Here is a 19765-nt window from a genome sequence, read left to right on the forward strand (position 1 = left end):
AGAATTTTTTGTGAAGAATATAAAACAATTAATTGTAGGATTTTTAGTATTTACATTTTCCTTTATAGGAGGCATTAGCGGCTTTACTGTTGCTAATGCAGCTAATAAAAATATATCTTCTGGAATTTATGAATGCGAAAATAATGTAAAACATGATTCAGAGGTTGGAATGTCCATGGCAAGAACTTATACAAATAAAAAAATGAAGGTAGAAGTTTATAAAGACAAAGTAGATTTTACTATAGGATTTTCAGGGGCTGAATACATGAAAAATTTTAGAATTCTTATAAATGGAAAAGAAGCTTCTATAAAGAGTATGAAAAGAGATAAAAAGAATAATACAGTAACATTAAAAGTTCAAGGACCTGATATAAATTCTAAAATTGAAGCTAAAATCTATGTTGAACCTATGGGAAGAGATGTTAGATTTGGAGTTGTTCCTAATTTGAAAACAATGAAATTAATAAAAAAAATAGATGAACCAAAATCAAAGGATAATAAAAAGGATTCAAAGGAAGATAAGAAAGAATCAAGTGATAATAAAAAGAAAGACAATGAAACAGATAAAAACAAGGCTAAGGAAGAAAAAAAAGAGTCTGAAAATAAAGCAGATAGCAATGAAAAGAAGGAAGAAAAAAAGGTAGAAGATAATATGAATAAAAATGAAGCAGCAAAAAGTGAAGATCCAAAAGCTAATGAATCAAATAATAAAGTTAAATATGGAGCTGTTTTTGGAGGGGTTATAATTGCTGGAATTATAGGGGGAATAGTTATAAGGAAGTTTAGAAAATAACATTTAAAGGTTAAGGGGAAATAACTTATGAAAATAAAAAAATATTTTTTATTATCTTTAGTAATAATAATGACCTGTGCCTTTGTAGGTTGTTCAGGGGATGCTAAAGATAGCAAAGGAAAAGATAAGGATAATAGTGAAAATGTAGTAGCAACATCTGTTGCTGTAACTCAAATACTAGATAAACTAGGAGTAAAGTTAAAGGGAGTTCCAACTACTAGTTATAAATTACCAAAAAGTACGAAGGATGCTGTTAAAGTTGGTAATCCAATGAATCCAGATTTAGAAGTAATAAAATCATTAAAGCCTAGTGTTGTTGTATCTGTTGATACATTAGGAGAGGATTATAAAAATATTTTTAAGGATAATAATATACCTAGTGAATTTGTAACTTTAACTAGTTTAGATGGATTAAAAAATAGCATAACTAAGCTAAGTGATAGATTTTCTAAAAAAGCTGAAGGCGAAAAGATATTAAAAGATTTAGAAAATAAAGAAAAGGAAATGAAAAAATTAGGCGATAGTAAAAGTAAAAAGAAGGTAATGATAGTATTTTCAGCACCAGGAAGTATGATGGTTGCAAGTCCAAAGTCCTATGTAGGTGACTTAGTAAAAATTTCAGGTGGAGAAAATGTAGTTAAGGAAGACAAGTTACCATTTTATACTTATAACAATGAAGAAATTACAAAACTTAAACCAGATTTAGTGTTAGTTATGACTCATGGAAATCCAGAAGAGGCTAAAAACTCTGCAAAAGAAAAATTTAAAAATGATCCAACATGGAAAAATATAAAGGCTATAAAAAATGGAAAAGTTACTTATTTAGATAGTGAATATTTTGGAATGAGTGCAAATTTAAATGTAATGGAAGCATTAAATACTCTTGGCAAAATATTATATGGAGAGAACAAATAAAATGAGATTAGTTAAAAATAGAACAAAACTTATATATATTTCAATAGCCATAATACTTCTAGCTTTAGCTGTATTAATATCTTTAAAAATTGGAAGTATAAAGATTAGTTATAGAGAACTTATTTTTGGATTATTTTCTGATAATCCAAGTGGAAATGTTGAAATAATTAAGGATCTTAGAATGCCAAGAGTTTTTGTAGCTGTATTAGTTGGAGCAAATTTAGCTATATCAGGTGTACTTTTACAATCAGTAATAAAAAATCCGCTAGCAGATCCATATATAACAGGAATTTCTTCAGGTGCATCATTAGTTGTAGTTTCAGTAATAGTTTTTGCACCAAAATTAATTAAGCTTGGACCTATATTTGGTCTTTTAGGAGGAGCAATTTCCTGCTTAATTGTATATGGAATGGCTTATAAAAATGGATTATCACCAATTAGAATTGTTTTAGCTGGAGCTGCTGTAAATGCATTACTTGGAGGATTAACTGTAATTGTAACATTATGTGCAGGACCAGGGGCTTCTAGTATGCAAATGTGGCTTGCAGGAAGTTTAGCCAAAATATCTTGGCTAGATTTTAAAATATTAATTGGATATTCGGTTGTTGGAATAATAGTTTCTATACTTTTAAGCAAATCTTGTAACGTTATAGTATTAGGAAATAAAAATGCAAGTAGCTTAGGATATAATTCAACCTTTCAAATTATACTTATAACAACTGTAGCAGTTTTTTTAGCTGGAATATCAACTGCTATAGCAGGAATAATATCTTTTGTAGGACTTGTAGTACCACATATTTGTAGAATTATTATAGGCTCAGATCATAAATATTTAATTCCCTTTAGTGGAGTTTTAGGTTCAGTATTATTACTTTTAGCTGATACTTTAGGGCGAAGTATAATTAAACCTTATGAAATACCAGTTGGAATAGTAATGGCTGTAATTGGAGCTCCATTTTTTCTATATCTTCTAAAAAGGAGTGATATTTAAAATGATCAGAGCTAATAACATAAGTTTTTGTTATGAAGGTAATAAAGAAATACTTAAAAATGTAAGTCTACAAATAAAAAAAGGAGAAATTACTACAATAATAGGTCCAAATGGAAGTGGTAAATCAACTTTACTAAGTATACTTTGTAATTTGAATAAACCAAAATGTGGAGAAATTTTTTTAGAAGGTAAAAATCTTAGTAAGTTAAATAATAAAGAAATTGCAAGAAAAATAGCTACAGTTTATCAACATAATTCTGTGCCAAATGATATTACAGTAGAAAAACTTGTTAGTTATGGAAGATTGCCACATAAGGGATATTTTGAAGGTTTAAATGAAGAAGATTTTAAAATTATAAATTGGGCAATTTTAAAATCAGGACTTTTAGATAAAAAAGAAAATATGGTTATGAGTTTGTCAGGTGGTGAAAGGCAAAGGACTTTTATTGCAATGGCTCTAGCTCAAAAGCCTAATATATTGTTCTTAGATGAACCTACAACTTATTTGGATATATTTCATCAAATTGAAATATTAGAAACTATTAAAGAATTAAACAAAAAGAACAAATTAACAGTAGTTATGGTTCTTCATGATATAAATCAAGCAATAAAATATAGTAATAATATAGTGGTAATGAAAGATGGACAAATAATAAGAAGTGGAAAAACAGATGAAATAATAGATGAAGATTTAATAAAATCTGTTTATAAAGTACAAGGAATATTAAATAAAAATAAAGAAACAAATGAGATTTATTTTATGCCAAAAGGCTTATATAAATAGGAAAAAAACAAGGGGGAATATAAATGTTAAAGAAAACAATAGCAATGGCACTAGTTGTGTCAGCAGTAAGTGGGAGTTTAGTAAGTGTAAGTGCTTATGCAGCACCAATGGATAGAAATAATACAGAGGTAAACCATGTCGAGTTAAGCAATGCACCAAAAATTACAGGTACTGAATTAAAAGATGCATATGGAACAGTAGAATATAGAATAAGTTATGATATTTCTAATGAAGAGTCAAAAAAATATATGAATGATTATTTGAAGGATATGAAAGAAATAATTATAAATGATAAGAAAATTTTAGGAAAGGATTTTATGGGAAAACATTATTATGGAATAGGAATAGATCCTGAAATGATGACAAAGGAAGAGAATGAAGTAATTATAAAATCAAAAGGTTGTAAAGATGTTCTTTTAAAAATAAAAAAAACTGGTGAGCTTATAAGTGAAAAATCTTTAGAAACTAAAGTTGAAAAGGAAGATGCAGCAAATCCGGAAGTAAAGCCTTCAGAAAATAATAACAATAGTAATGCTTTGGAAAAAGAGATCAATCTTACAATTAATGATAAATTAGAAGATGGAGAATATACATTAGGATTTAAAGCATATAAAGAAAATAATAAAACAGAAACATCTATGCTTCAAGGAGCTTTTGACAAAAATGTTAAGCTTACAGTTAAAAATGGAAAATATAAATTAAGTCTGTTAAATATTGCATTATCAGAATATTTATATGATTTTACTATTGGAATAAATAATAAGTATACAAAAAATATAATGACTCCATATGGCGAGTTAGATAAAGATGGAATACCTACTAAAAAACTTTTTGAAATTGAAATAGATAATTTAAAGCCTCATAAAGCAGGAGTACTAGTTAGTGCTATGGGAGGACAAGCAAGCGATATAGGAAACTTTGATAAATATACTAAACTAGACTTCGTATTTAATAATGAAGTTAAAAAAGGATGGAAAGGTTTTTTAAATAATAAAACTAAGGTAGATGATGAAAAAGTTTTAAATGATGCCTTAATTGATAATCATTTAGATTTAGATAAAAATGGAATTGTTACAGATGAGGAATTAAGCAAAGCCACAGGCGAAATAGATTTATCAGGAAAAAAAATCACAGATATTTCAAGATTAGCTAATTTAGGTAGTGGAGTAACAAAACTATATTTAAATGGAAATAACATAAAAGAACTTCCAAAAGGAATATTTGATAAATTAACAAATTTAGAGAGATTAAATTTATGTGCTAATAGGCTTGTGACTTTACCTAAAGGACTACTTAAAAATTTAAAAAATATGACAGAATTTAGTGCATCTACTAATAATATAAAAGAATTACCAGAAGGAATATTTGATGGATTAACTAAATTGAAATCTATAGGAATAACAAATAATGAGATTGAAAGTCTTCCAGAAAACATATTTAAGGACACAAATTCATTAAATGGATTATATTTATATGAAAATAAAATAAAGAAATTACCAAAAAGTATAGGCAATTTAAAGAAATTAGAAGGGCTTTATTTAGCTAAAAATTCAATAGAAAGTGTACCTTCAGAACTTAAAGAATTAAAGCTTTTAAGAAGTTTAGATTTATCAGGAAACTACATAAAAGAAATACCAAGTGAAGTTTATGATTCACTTAAGAATTTAGAAAGAGTAAATTTAAATGATAATGAACTTACTGAAATACCAGAAAATATTATTGAAAGTCATCCTAAGCTAACAGGTTTAGAGATAGCTTTAAATAAAATAAATAAGCTTCCAAATATATCAAAAGAATGGGATAAAAATAATGCTTTATATAAAAATCCACAAAAAGTATTTTCAAATCTAAAAGTAACAGCAAAGGATAATGTTATAACATGGAATGACGATTTATCAATATTAGATCTTTTAGCTTGGTTTAGATTACCAGATAGAGAAAAAACTCCAAATAATGTTGAAGAATACAAAAAGTTTTTAAATGGGAAAAAGGTAGAAGATGTTTTAGATAAAAGATCATTTGATTGGACTATAAAAACAGAACTACAAAAGAAAGATAAAAATGGAAAATATATAACTTTAATGGTTACTTCAATTGAAGAAAAGCCAGATAAAAATGGTACATATGAAGATAAAAATATGAAAAATGGAGACGAATATAGAATTGTTAAAACATTATATACATCAAATGGAGGTATAATTAAAGATTTTGCCTTTAGAAATACAGCAAATGCTATAGCATTAAAGAAAGAAGAAGCAAAGAAGGATTTAGAAAAAGATACTAATCTTAATGTTAAACCTAATAATGAAGATAATAAAGTAGATCCAAAGGAAACTAATAGTAAAGAGGTAAATAATAAAGAAGAAAAATCAAATAATACAGAAGAAATTAATAAGAAAAATGTAGAAAATCATAAAGTAAAGTCAGAAGAAAATAAAGCCAAAAATGCTAAAGAAGAAAAATTAGATAATAATGAAGTAACTAATGATGTAGAATCAAAGGAAAGTAAAAATAATGCTTCAATAGAAGATTCTAATAATGAATTACCTAAAACAGGATTTGAAGGTATAGGATTATCTTTAGGAGCTGGACTTGCAGCTATTGGTGGAATGTTCTTAAGAAAGAAAAGAAAGTAATTAAAACCTATAAAAATAAATAAAATGCCTTGATTAATAAAGATGTACAAGTATTTCCCTACTTGTACATCTTTTCTTTTAGATTAAATAAAACTAAATATTTTTAGTGTAATTGTAACGTAATTTATAGTATTCATTACCTTAAAGTAAGTGTTAAAAAAACTAATTTATGGTAAAATATTTTTATGAAATAAAAAGGGGCTTATTATGAATAATATAAAAATATTATATAATTTTAAAAGTAAATTTAATATAAAGAATTATACTATTAAAAACAATAATTATAAAAAAAAGATAATATTAAAAGATAATGTAATATGTTTTTATAATTTAATTAAGGTTAATTTTCAAAAATATAATTTAGAAATAATAGATATATCAAATATTAATGAAGAGTTTTTAGTAGAGATTTTCAATAAAGAAATAAAGGAAGAAGATAATTTAATTATAATTTCTGACATATTTAGGGGCAAATTTATAAATAATTTAATTAGTGAAAAAAATAAATATATAAATGTAATTATAGATAACGAATTAATTAATAGAAATAATGATTTAGAAGAAAAAATATTATTAATTGAAACATTAAAGTTTTTTATTGAATCTTTAGTTAAAACTTCTGAAAATTTTAATGGGTTAGTATATTTATCTTTAAAAAATCCTATTAAAGATTGTGGTATTGGAGTTTATAAAATTTTAAGTGAATTAAAAACATTGTACTCGCAAAAGGAAGTAGTAATTAATATTTTTAGTGGAAGAAAATTATATCTTGATGATCTTTCATATATAACGGATCCAATACTAGAATATACAAATGCTAAAGCTAAATTTAAAATTAAAAATATAGTTTTAAAAGAATTAGAAGAAAATTTTATAGTAAATATATTAGGAGTTCAATAAGAGCTCTTTTTTTTATTTAAAAAACATATATTGATGATAAATTAACGAAAAAATTAATTATTTAACTTAATTAAGTGGAAAATATCAATTGATTTACTTAATTAAGTTAAATAACTCTTTAGAAAATTAAATATGATTGTTGTTTAATTGTTAATGTTATAACATAAGTGTGAAATTAATAACAAAACAAATTTAAAATTTATATAAGAACAAAAGGAGGAATTTATTAATGGATATCTTAAGCATTTTAGGAAAGACGTTAACAGACAACGCAATTATTGGAGCAATTTTTTCATCAATAGCAATTATTTTCTTAGGATTTTATTTAAGAAAGAAAAACATAATAAATGATGGAGCATCAAAAATATTAACAAAGGTAGTTTTATCAGTAGCAATCCCTGCCCTTGCATTAAAATCATTCCTTGTAGATATAAACAAGAAGAGCATGCAAGAAGGAATTAACATTTTAATATGGGGATTTGTAATTTATATATTACTTATAATTGTTACTAAATTAATTTACTCAAAATATAAAGGTGATAAACAAGACGCATTAAGAGTATTAACAGTATTTGGTTCAACAACATTTTTTGGAACACCAATAGTACAAGCTGTTTATGGACCAATAGGAGTTATGTACTCATCAATATTTAACATAGCATACAGAGTATTCCTTTATTCATATGGATATATCAAAATGTCTGGAGTAAAAATGGACAAGAACAATATGAAGAAAAATTTAAAAACTATGTTCTTAAATCCAGTTATTATTGCAACATTTTTAGGATTATTTATTTGGTTATTCCAAGAGTCACTACCACAAGTTGCAGTAGCTACAAAGGCAGGAGTTAAAAACTATGCTTTCTTAAGAATTGACCAAACATTACCATGGCTTTATAAACCATTAACTTATTTAAGTGCATTATGTTCACCACTTGCTTGGCTTGCAATAGGAGCTAAACTTGCAACTATTCCATTTAAAGAAGCAATGTCTTCAAAGGATTCATGGTTATACAGTATACAAAAAGTAATAATAGTACCATTAATAAATATCGTATTACTATACATCTTAAATGTAACAGGAATATTACCAGTTTCATATGTAGGACTAGCTACAATCGTAATTATGATGGCAGCACCAACTGCTACAGTTGCAGCAGCTTATGCTATAAGCTTTGATAAAGAATCACTTCTTTCATCAAACTGTTCATTACTATCAACAATAGTTGCAGTATTTGCAATGCCATGTTGGATAGTTGTATTAGAAGTTATTAAAAACTTAGGATTATTTGTTTAATATATAAAAGGAGATGACTTATATGTCAATTAAATTAGTTTGTTTCGGAGTTAGGGAAACAGAAGTAGAATTTTTCAAAAAATTAAATAAATATGGATATGACTTAAAACTTGTAAATAAGGGATTAAATCATGAAAATGTAAAAGAAGCAATAGGAGCTGAAGCTATTATGGTTAGAGGTAACTGTATGGCTGATAGACAAAACTTAGAATTATTAAGTAAGCATGGTTTAAAATATGTACTTACAAGAACTGTTGGATTTGATCATGTAGATTTAGAAGCAGTTAAGGAGCTTGGATTAAAATCTGCAAGAGTTCCTGGATATTCACCAAATGCAATAGGAGAACTTGCTGTAACACTTGCAATGATGCTTTTAAGACATACTGCATATACAGTTAATAGAACTAAAGATAAAGACTTTACAATTGATGCTACTATGTTTAGTAAAGAAATTAGAAATTGTACAGTAGGAGTAATAGGAGCTGGAAGAATTGGTCTTACAACTGCTAAGCTTTTTAAAGGCTTAGGAGCTAAAGTTATAGCTTATGATGTATTCCAAAGTGATGCAGCAAAGGAAGTTGTTGAATTTGTAAGCGAAGATGAATTATTAGAAAGATCAGATGTTATATCAATTCATATGCCATATATTAAGGATGTTAACTATCATTTTGTAAATGATGAATTCATTTCAAAGATGAAAGATGGAGCAATTCTTATAAATACAGCAAGAGGAGAACTTCAAGATTTAGGAGCAATAGTTAAAGGTATTGAAAGTGGAAAAATCGGTGGATTTGGATCAGACGTACTTGAAGGAGAAAGCAAAGTATTCTTTAAGAATCTTAATGGACAAGAAATCGAAGATAAGAATGTAGAAAAACTTATAGGAATGTTCCCTAAAGTATTACTTACTCCTCATATGGGATCATATACAGATGAGGCCCTAACAAATATGATTAGTATTTCATATGACAATATGAATGAATATTTAACAGAAAATAAATGCAAAAATGCAATAGCATAGTATAATAGGTAGTCTCACTTGTTAATAATTAACTAAGTGAGACTATTTTTATTTAAAATTATTTGTAGAAATTAATATTAATATGTATAATCTAATATGCAAAATAATATTTAAGGAGGAGTAAACATGAGTTTTAAAACAAGAGTTAGAAAGCGAAGTATATTAATAGCTGCAATACCACTAGTATTAACCTTTGCTTTTTTTATGAAACTTAGAGTTGAAGATATAAATAGTCAAATAAAAAAAGATTTAAAAGAAATTGCTTATGTTGTGTCAAATACTCCTTTAGTAGAAAAAAAACTATACAAAAAAGAAAATGATCTTTCAATTGAAAAGTATATAGAAAATTATGTGAATAACTTTGACAATATAGATATTATTGTTGTTGGAGATATGTCTGGAGAAAAGTATTCACATCTTGATAAAAATCAAATAGGTAAAAAGTTTGTAAATCCAGATAATAAAGATGTAATAAAATATGGAAGTAGTTATTATTCCACTATGAAGGGGTCTATGGGTGTTACAGTTAGATATTTTGAACCTGTTTATTATAATGGACATCAAGTTGGCTTTGTAATGGTTGGAAAGTATTTAAAGGATGTTCAGGCTGTAACTAGAAAGGTTCTTCTTATTGCATTATTACTGTTTATTGTAGTAATGATTATAACTATTTTTCTTTCAGAAAGTTTTGCAAGGAAAATAAAAAAAGAAATGTTTGGAATGGAACCTGATGAAATTGCAAGACTTTATAGCGAGAAGAAAATAATACTAAATTCAATAGAAGAAGGTGTTATTGCAATAGATACTGAAAATAAACTTTTAGAGATAAATGATAATTGTCTTAAAATGTTTGATAATTTAAATATAGATGAACTTATAAATAAATTATCTCCATATATAGATAAACATAAGACAGTAAAGATGAAAGAGATAACTTTATCAGGAGAAAAAGTCTTTACAAGTTTAAGTTTTATAAAGGAAAATGGGAAATATTTAGGGGCTGTAATAACTTTAGTGAAAAGTGAAAATATTAATAGAATAGCAAGGGAAATAACAGGTATTGATGGAGTATTAAAAAATGTTAGAGCAAATGTTCATGAATTTAAAAATAAACTTCATGTAATACTTGGATTAATAAATTTAGAAGAATATGATGAGGCTAAAAAGTATATTGGAGATTGTCAGAAGGAAGTTTTAGAAAATTCAACTACTGTAGCAAATATAAAGGATAATTTAATAAGTGCAATGCTTCTTAGTAAGAAGTTAATTGCTAAGGAAAGAAATATAGATTTTATAATTGATAAAAGTTCTTATATGGAAGAAAAACATGGTAATATTTCATCTATTGACTTAATAACTATACTTGGAAACCTTATAGAAAATGCCTTTGATGCCTGTGGTGAAAATGAAGAAGAAAGTACTGTAAGGGTATTTATAGATGAAAATGATAAAGAAATAGAAATAGAAGTAAGTGACAATGGTAATAAAATAAACAAGTACATTAAAGATAGGCTATTTGAAAATGGAGTAAGCTCTAAAGGAAAAGGGCGTGGTATAGGTTTATCAACTGTTAAGGGAAGGGTAGACTTATATGAAGGAAGTATAGAAATTAAGGAATATAGAAAACATAAGAAATTTAAGATTATAATAAAAAGGAAGTGATAAGATGAAGCAAGTTGTTATTGTTGAAGATGATCCAATGGTAGCTCTTATAAATAAAAAGTATGTTGAAATGCTTGATGGCTTTAGAGTAGTTGGAACAGTTTCTAATAAAGAAGACCTTGTAAAAATCTTAAAGGAAAAGGATGTATCTTTAATTCTAATGGATGTTTATTTACCAAAGGAAAGTGGAATACAAATTTTAAAGTATATTAGAGATATTGGTATATTAACTGAAGTAATTATGATGACTGCAGCAGATAATTCTGAAGAAATAAAGACAGCTTTTGCCTATGGTGCAATAGATTATCTTATAAAACCTTTTGAATTTGATAGATTCAAAAAAGCAATTGATAAATATAATAAAAAGAGGGAACTTCTTGGAGAAGATAAATTAGATCAAAGTGCTTTAGATAGACTGTATAATGATATTAATTCTGATAGCAAAAGAAATGAATTACCAAAGGGGATTAATAGGAATACACTAAATAAAATATATGATGTTATAAGAAATGATAATAAAGAATTTTGGACAATAAGACAGATATCTAAATTAACTGGAGTAAGTAATGTAACAATAAAAAAATATATAGATTATTTAGAGAGTATAGATGAAGCTTTAGTAACAATAGATTACGGAAATATTGGACGCCCAGAGTATAAATATACTTTTAAACAAAATTAATAAAAGATAGAAAAAATCCCTAAATATGTATATAATATAATTAAATATTTAGTTTGGGGTGAGTGTTATGGATTATCATAAACACAAGTATATAGGACTTCTAGGACTTTTATCTCTAATAGGTTTAAAAGGCTTTACGGCAGGTGAACCTATATATTACATTTTTTTCGTAAATCTTCTTTGGTTTATGTATTTTTATGAGAATAGTCCTATATATAAGAAGTGTAAATAAAAAAAGAAAATAACAAAAAAAGGGGGTAAAATAAAGTTATTTTGCTCCTTTTATCAGTTTGTAAAAAAATTAAAAGATATTTTTAATAATATACAAATTTACATTAGAATTGATTTGTGCAATAATATAATTTGTTATAAAAGAATATATAATTAAAGTTAAATAAAATAATATATAATTTTTAAGTTAGATAAAGGAGATATTATGAAGATAGGATTTGATCACAAAAAATATTTAGAAGAACAATCTAAGTACATATTAGAAAGAGTTAATAATTATGATAAGCTATATTTAGAATTTGGAGGGAAATTACTTCAAGACCTTCATGCTAAAAGAGTATTACCAGGCTTTGATGAAAATGCCAAAATTAAATTGTTACATAAATTAAGAGAAAAAGCTGAAATCGTAATTTGTGTTTATTCAGGTGATATAGAAAGAAACAAAATAAGAGGAGACTTTGGTATTACATATGATGCTGATGTTTTAAGATTAATTGATGAATTAAGAGCATATGATTTAGATGTTAATAGCGTTGTTATAACAAGATATGATGATCAACCTGCTACTAAAATATTTATAAATAAACTTGAAAGAAGAGGAATTAAAGTATATAAACATAGATCAACTAAAGGATACCCAACAGATGTTGATACTATAGTAAGTGATGAAGGATATGGAAAAAATCCTTATATAGAAACAAGTAAACCAATTGTTGTAGTTACTGCACCAGGACCAGGAAGCGGAAAGCTTGCAACATGTTTAAGCCAACTTTATCATGAAAACAAGAGAGGAAATGTTGCTGGATATTCAAAATTTGAAACATTCCCAGTATGGAATGTTCCATTAAAACATCCTCTTAATATTGCTTATGAAGCTGCAACTGCTGATTTAAGAGATGTTAATATGATAGATTCATTCCATTTTGATGCTTATAATAAAGTTGCTGTAAATTATAATAGAGATATTGAAAGTTTCCCAGTTCTTAAGAGAATAATTGAGAAGATTACTGGTGAAGAATCAGTATATAAATCACCAACTGATATGGGTGTTAATAGAGTTGGATTTGGAATTACAGATGACGAGGTTGTAAAGGAAGCTTCAAAACAAGAAATTATAAGAAGATATTTTAAAACAGCTTGTGAATACAAAAAGGGATATGTTGATAAAGAAACATTCCAAAGAGTTTCATTAATAATGAGCGAATTAGACTTAAAGGAAGATGACAGAAAAGTTGTTATAAAGGCTAGAGAAAAATCTGAACATCTTAAAAAGATTCAAAGTGATAAAGAAATTTGTCCATCAGTTGCAATTGAACTTGATGATGGAATGATTTTAACAGGAAAAACTTCAGAAGTTATGGAAGGAACAGCAGCTGTTATAATTAATGCAATAAAGCATTTTGCAAATATAGATGATAGTATTCATTTAATTTCTCCAGTAATATTAAACCCTATAATAAACTTAAAAAGAGAAACTTTAGCATCAAAAAGACCTGCTCTTTCTTGTGATGAAGTTCTTATGGCATTAAGTATTTGTGCAGCTACAAATCCAATGGCTCAAGTTGCACTAGAAAAGCTTCCAATGCTAAATGGAGCACAAGCTCACTCAACTACAATAATTAGTAATAATGACGAGCAAACATTTAGAAAACTTGGAATAGATATAACTTGTGACCCAGAATATCCAACAGAAAATTTATTTTATTAATATTATAAAAGAATTTTAAATAAAGTTTATATAAATGAAGCATAGAATCTATTAATATTTTTATAGATTCTATGCTTATTTTTTTATTGATTAATATTTTTAATTGAAAATTAATATAAAATATTAAAATTATTAAAAAATGAATTTAATACATTATATTTACTAATATGTTAAATATGTATAGGTATTTTAGCACTTTTTTAATTTTTTATAAAATTTAAGCTAAATAAATTTAAATTTAAAATAATTGAAAAATTTGTTAATTTTTTTGAAAGTGATATAATTTAATCAATAAATATTTCTATTTAATCTATAAAAATGCAAAATTTGTAATTACCCTAATGATGAAATTATAAATTTGTAGAAATAAGCTAACTTACCTTTGTAAACAATTACACTAAATTCAGTGAAATGGTAATATATGTTTTTAATATATATTTATTATTTAAATTTTTACAGGAGGGATGAAAAATGGAAAATACACAGAAAAGACCTTTTGGCTTTTACGTATGTTCACTTGCTTTCACACTGGAAAGGTTTGCATTCTACTCATCAAAGTGGTTACTTACAATATTCGTAGCAACTGCCATAGTAAAGGGTGGGCTTGGTCTTACTACAGCTGATGCAGCAAAAATGTCTGCAAATTTAGTTGCATTTACTTATTTTGCACCTTTAATTGGTGGAATTATCTCAGATCGTTTCATAGGTGCTAGATATCTTATTCCTGTTGGTCTATCTTTAATGGGAGTTGGTTATTTAGTTGGATGGCAGGCTTCAAGTGCTGCTATGATGAATTTAATGATTGTCTTGGTTTCTATAGGAACAGGTTTATTTAAATGTCAAACAAATGCTATCACAGGTAGACTTTTCCATGATCCCAAACAATTAGATTCCGCATTCTCTGTTCAATATTCCTTTGTTAATGTTGGTTCTTTTATTGGTACAACAATTATTGGTGTACTTGCAGCACATAGAGGATATTCTTTCTGTTTTTTAATTTGCGCTATAATAATGTTTATTGATGCTATCTGGTTTATTTTTGGATGGCGATATTTAGGAGAAGCAGGTAAGAAACCTTTTAAAGTAGAAGAAGGCAAGGAAGAGAAAGAAAAAGAAGAAAAGAAACCACTTACAACAATAGAAAAAAAGAGAGTAGTTGCTATTATTATAGTATCTTTCTTCTCAATAATATTTTGGGTATTTTGGTATTTAGCATCTATGCCTGTATATTTCTACTGGGGTGGAGATCATGCAGCTGCTAATTGGATGATAGGTAGTTTCCAAGTGCCAACATCCTGGTTTGATTCATTAAATGCATTAGTTTGTATTATATTAGGACCAGTACTTGGTAAGTTATGGATGAAATTAGCTAAGAGACCTCAAGGGGATTTAAGTATGTTTAAGAAAACTTCTTTAGGTATGTTATTATTAGGCTTTTCTTATATAATATTTGTAGTTGCAAATAATACAAGAGGTGAACATCTTGCATCACTTTGGTGGATTATTGCTTTTGGTATAGTATTATCTTTAGGTGAAATGGTATTCTCACCACTTGGAAATTCATTTATTAGTAAATTTTCACCACCTAGATTATTAGCAACAATGATGAGCGTTTGGATACTTGCTATATTCTGTGCAGGAAAATCTTATGGATGGATATATGAATTTACATTAAAATTTGATTTTTCAACTGTATATTCTGTAATTGCAGCTATTGCTATTGTAGCTGGTATTATTCTTTGGCTATTAGATAAGAAACTTAATAGTTTGGTTATTCCTGATGAAGAATCACAAAATGAAAATAAAAATCAATAACAATAAGTTCAGTGGAAAATACTTTAGTTTTAATATTTAAAAAATATTATATTGTTATTTAATAATTAAATTAGGAGGAATAAGTATGAATACAAAAAGGCTAAATAGAATACTTAAATCAATGGAAGAACATAAAATTCCACAAATGATTATTTCTGATCCCACATCTATTTTTTATTTAACAGGAAAATGGATTTATCCAGGAGAAAGATTATTAGCATTATATTTAAATGTTAATGGAAATCACAAAATGATTATTAATGAGTTGTTTCCACAAGAAAAAGATCTTGGAGTAGAAATAGTATGGTACAACGATATTGAAGATGGAGTTGAAATTTTATCTAAATTTGTAGAAAAAGATAAAGTTATGGGTATAGATAAGACATGGCCATCAAAATTCTTACTTAGATTACAAGAACTTGGTGGAGGAAGTAAATTTGTAAATGGTTCTTTAATAGTTGACTACGTAAGAATGATTAAGGATGAGGAAGAAATTGCTCTTTTAAAGGAATCTTCAAGATTAAATGATATTGTAATGGATGAGTTAATTCCATGGGTAGTAAAAGGTCTAACTGAAAAGGAATTAAATGAAAAAACACGTGAAATTTATAAAAAACATGGAATTGATGAAGTATCCTTTGATCCAATTACAGCTTATGCTAAAGGGGCAGCAGATCCACACCATGTAACAGATGATTCAAAAGGAAAATATGGAGATTGTGTTATTTTAGATATTGGAGGATTATATAAAAATTATGCTTCTGATATGACAAGAACTGTATTTATTGGAGAAGTTTCTGAAAGACAAAAAGAAATTTATGATATTGTTTTAGAGGCAAATTTAAGAGGAATTGCAGCTGCAAAACCAGGAAATAGAATGTGTGATGTAGATTTAGCTGCAAGAAATTATATTGAAGAAAAGGGATATGGAAAATACTTTACACATAGAACAGGTCATTCTTGTGGTTTAGAAGATCATGAGTTTGGTGATGTATCTTCTGTAAATACAGATATTATAAAACCAGGACAATGTTTTTCAGTAGAACCTGGAATTTATCTTACAGAAGAAGGTATAGGAGTTCGTATTGAAGATCTTGTTATTACAACTGAAGATGGTTGTGAAGTATTAAATAAATATACAAAGGATATAATTGTTGTTCCTGAATGTAAATAGAGAGGAGAAGATTTTATCTATGAAAATTACTGAAGGTTATATGCCATATTTAGGATATAAAACCTATTATCGTATAGTTGGAGAATGTATAGGAAATAAAAAGCCATTGCTTTTATTACATGGGGGACCAGGTTCCACTCATAATTATTTTGAAGTACTAGATAAAGTTGCAGAAGATGGACGTTCTGTTATTATGTATGATCAATTAGGATGTGGTTTATCAAGTACTCCATCTCGTCCTGATTTATGGTGTGCAAAAACATGGATTGAAGAATTAATTGAACTTCGCAAATATTTAGGACTAGATGAAATTCATTTATTAGGACAATCTTGGGGAGGAATGCAAGCAATTGAATATGCATGTGAGTACAAACCAAAGGGAATTAAAAGTTATATTTTATCTAGCACTTTACCAGCTGCTTCATTGTGGGAAAAAGAACAGCGAAGAAGAATTAAATATCTTCCAAAAGAAATGCAAGAAGCTATTAAAAAAGCAGAAGAAAACAATGATTATTCATCAAAAGAATACCAGGAAGCTGAAGATGAATTTATGCTTCGCTACTGTGCAGGACCTGTAGATGAAAATTCGCCAGAATGTTTAAGACGTCCAAAGGTTTCAGGAACAGAGGCTTATGTAACTGCTTGGGGAGAAAATGAATTTACTCCATCTGGAACATTGAAAAACTTTGATTTCATAGAAGAAATTAAAAATATTAAAGAACCTTGCTTAATTATTAGTGGTTTACTTGATCTTTGTTCACCACTTATTGCAAAGACAATGTATGATAAAATTCCAAATTCAAAATGGGAATTATTTGAATTTAGTCGTCATATGGCCTTTGTGGAAGAAAATGAGAAATATATAAAGGTTCTTAATGAATGGCTTAATGAAAATGATTAATATTTTATTGTAGTTATGTAACTATTAATCTTTGATAAAACCTCTTGGCAACAAAAACTAAAAAAGTTTTTGTTGCCAATGTTAAGTAATTTTTTAGTAAATTAATTAGCTTTAACGATAAATTATGAAGGAGAGGAATTAACATGAGTAAAAGTAAAAAAGAAATAGTTTCAAAGCTTAGAGAGATTATGAAAGAAAAAGGTTTAGACGCTTATATTATACCTTCTTCAGATAATCATCAAAGTGAGTATGTAGGAGAATTTTTTAAGGCAAGAGCTTATGTATCAGGATTTACAGGAGATGCTGGAACTGTTGTAATTACACAGGATGAAGCAGGACTTTGGACTGATGGTAGATTCTTCTTACAAGCAACTTATCAACTTGAAGGAAGTACAATTAAACTTTTTAAAATGGGTAATGAAGGTGTTCCTACTATATTAGAGTATTTAGAAGAAAATATGCCAAATGGAGGAACATTAGGATTTGATGGACGTCTTATTGCAATGCAAGAAGGAGAAGAGTTAGTTCAAAAGCTTGCAAGTAAAAATGTTACAGTTAAATATGATTGTGATCTTGTAGATAAGGTATGGGAGAATCGTCCTAAATTAGCAAATGAACCTGTTTTTCTTCTCGAAGAAAAATACTCTGGTGAAAGTACAGCATCAAAACTTGAAAGAGTAAGGAATGTAATGAAAGAAGTAGGAGCTAATTATCATGTTATTGCAACATTAGATGATGTAGCATGGCTTTTAAATATTCGTGGAAATGATGTTAGATATTCACCATTAATTCTTTGTTATGCAATTGTTTCTATGGATAAAGTAGATTTATTTATTGAAGAGAGTAAACTTGATGAAAAAGTTAAAGAAAATTTAGCTAATAATAATGTAGTTTTAAGACCTTATAATGATATTTATGAATATGTTAAAGGATTTAAAGCTGAAGATGTAGTGCTTATAGATCCAGATCGTATAAATTATGCATTATATAAAGATATTCCAGAACATACAAAGAAAATTCAAATGGATAATCCAACTGTATTATTTAAAGCTATTAAAAATCCTATAGAACTTGAAAATATTGAAAAAGCCCATGTAAAAGATGGTGTTGCCATTACAAAACTTATGTATTGGCTAAAGAAAAATATAGGAAAAATAAAAATTACAGAAATTAGTGCTTGTAATAAGCTAGAAGAATTTAGAAAAATGCAAGATAATTATTTATGGCAAAGTTTTGATCCAATTTGTGCCTTTGGAGAACATGCAGCTATGATGCATTATACTTCTACACCAGAAACAGATGTAGAACTTAAAGAAGGAAGCTTCATTTTAATGGATACTGGGGGAAATTATTTTGAAGGATCAACAGATATTACAAGGACAATAGCCCTTGGGGAAGTAGATGAAAAACTTAAACATCACTTTACAGCTGTGGCTAGATCAATGATGAATTTAGCAAAAGCTAAATTCTTATATGGATGTAAAGGTTATAATCTAGACGTTTTAGCTAGAGAACCTATGTGGAATATTGAAACAGACTTTAAGTGTGGAACTGGTCATGGTGTTGGTTACTTATTAAATATCCATGAAGCACCAACTGGATTTAGGTGGTATATTGTACCATCTAAACATGAAACACATCAATTTGAAGAAGGAATGGTTATAACTGATGAGCCAGGTATTTATCTAGATGGTGAATATGGAATTCGTACAGAAAATGAACTTATTGTTAGAAAAGGAAACAAAAATGAATTTGGACAGTTCATGTATTTTGATCCTGTAACATATGCACCAATTGACTTAGATGCTATAGAACCAGAAGATCTTAACCGTGATGAAAAATTATATTTAAATAATTATCATAAACTTGTTTATAAAAAGATTGCTCCTCACTTAACTGATGAAGAAAGAGAATGGTTAAAGTTTTATACAAGAGAAGTTTAAAAATTATATAGGAATATAGAATTTCAAAAATAACTATAGAGCTGTTACACTGAAAAAATAGTGTAGCAGCTTTTTTAGGTTATGTTTTGGGATAATATTAATTTTAAAATATAGCATTAATTAAAAATCAATATTTAATTAGAATATAGTTTTATTTAAAAAAATTTCTGTAAAAGACTTTACAACGGATAATTACTATTATATAATAATAACTGTTAAAGGGAAAAGAAATAAAAATTTCAAAACCTTTTAATTTTAATAAAAATGAAAAAATTAAATTATATATATGTGTGTTTAGATAATGAGGAGGAA

Annotated in this window: 15 protein-coding genes; all 15 read left to right on the top strand. The window is 27.1% G+C overall.

What is annotated here, in order from left to right:
- The first annotated feature begins 10 nt into the window (after window positions 1-10).
- Window positions 11-793 carry an NEAT domain-containing protein gene (locus tag J2S18_RS14390; RefSeq protein WP_307487831.1) on the top strand — a complete coding sequence of 261 codons (783 nt, stop codon included), beginning with the start codon at window positions 11-13 and terminating at the stop codon, window positions 791-793.
- Between the two features lie 27 nt (window positions 794-820).
- Window positions 821-1708 (top strand): heme ABC transporter substrate-binding protein IsdE, encoded by an 888-nt coding sequence (isdE, locus tag J2S18_RS14395; protein ID WP_307487832.1) that lies wholly within the window; start codon window positions 821-823, stop codon window positions 1706-1708.
- A gap of 1 nt (window position 1709) precedes the next feature.
- Window positions 1710-2699 carry a FecCD family ABC transporter permease gene (locus J2S18_RS14400; RefSeq protein WP_307487833.1) on the top strand — a complete coding sequence of 330 codons (990 nt, stop codon included), beginning with the start codon at window positions 1710-1712 and terminating at the stop codon, window positions 2697-2699.
- 1 nt (window position 2700) lies between these two features.
- Window positions 2701-3483, top strand: a complete 783-nt coding sequence (locus tag J2S18_RS14405; RefSeq protein WP_307487835.1) for an ABC transporter ATP-binding protein — start codon at window positions 2701-2703, stop codon at window positions 3481-3483.
- A 23-nt stretch (window positions 3484-3506) separates the two neighbouring features.
- A complete protein-coding gene (locus J2S18_RS14410) occupies window positions 3507-6119 on the top strand; it encodes an NEAT domain-containing protein (RefSeq protein WP_307487836.1) in 2613 nt (870 codons plus the stop codon).
- Window positions 6120-6326: 207 nt separating this feature from the next.
- On the top strand, window positions 6327-7019 hold the full coding sequence (locus J2S18_RS14415; protein ID WP_307487838.1) for a hypothetical protein: 693 nt from the start codon (window positions 6327-6329) through the stop codon (window positions 7017-7019).
- A gap of 229 nt (window positions 7020-7248) precedes the next feature.
- Window positions 7249-8316 carry an AEC family transporter gene (locus J2S18_RS14420; RefSeq protein ID WP_307487840.1) on the top strand — a complete coding sequence of 356 codons (1068 nt, stop codon included), beginning with the start codon at window positions 7249-7251 and terminating at the stop codon, window positions 8314-8316.
- A 22-nt stretch (window positions 8317-8338) separates the two neighbouring features.
- Window positions 8339-9337, top strand: a complete 999-nt coding sequence (locus tag J2S18_RS14425) for a 2-hydroxyacid dehydrogenase (protein WP_307487842.1) — start codon at window positions 8339-8341, stop codon at window positions 9335-9337.
- 126 nt (window positions 9338-9463) lie between these two features.
- Entirely contained in the window at window positions 9464-10999 is a 1536-nt protein-coding gene (locus J2S18_RS14430) for an ATP-binding protein (RefSeq protein ID WP_307487843.1), read from the top strand.
- Window positions 11000-11003: 4 nt separating this feature from the next.
- On the top strand, window positions 11004-11681 hold the full coding sequence (locus J2S18_RS14435) for a response regulator (protein WP_307487845.1): 678 nt from the start codon (window positions 11004-11006) through the stop codon (window positions 11679-11681).
- A 436-nt stretch (window positions 11682-12117) separates the two neighbouring features.
- Window positions 12118-13620: a DUF1846 domain-containing protein gene (locus J2S18_RS14440; protein ID WP_307487847.1), complete on the top strand. Its 1503-nt coding sequence runs from the start codon at window positions 12118-12120 to the stop codon at window positions 13618-13620.
- A gap of 471 nt (window positions 13621-14091) precedes the next feature.
- A complete protein-coding gene (locus J2S18_RS14445) occupies window positions 14092-15435 on the top strand; it encodes a peptide MFS transporter (RefSeq protein WP_307487849.1) in 1344 nt (447 codons plus the stop codon).
- Between the two features lie 85 nt (window positions 15436-15520).
- Window positions 15521-16609, top strand: coding sequence for a M24 family metallopeptidase (locus J2S18_RS14450; protein WP_307487851.1), 1089 nt, complete (start codon window positions 15521-15523; stop codon window positions 16607-16609).
- Between the two features lie 19 nt (window positions 16610-16628).
- Window positions 16629-17510 (top strand): proline iminopeptidase, encoded by an 882-nt coding sequence (gene pepI / locus J2S18_RS14455; RefSeq protein ID WP_307487852.1) that lies wholly within the window; start codon window positions 16629-16631, stop codon window positions 17508-17510.
- Window positions 17511-17653: 143 nt separating this feature from the next.
- Window positions 17654-19453 (top strand): aminopeptidase P family protein, encoded by a 1800-nt coding sequence (locus J2S18_RS14460; RefSeq protein ID WP_307487853.1) that lies wholly within the window; start codon window positions 17654-17656, stop codon window positions 19451-19453.
- Window positions 19454-19765: the final 312 nt, after the last annotated feature.

The organism is Eubacterium multiforme (assembly GCF_030813415.1).
GTDB classification, from domain to species: Bacteria; Bacillota; Clostridia; order Clostridiales; family Clostridiaceae; genus Clostridium; species Clostridium multiforme.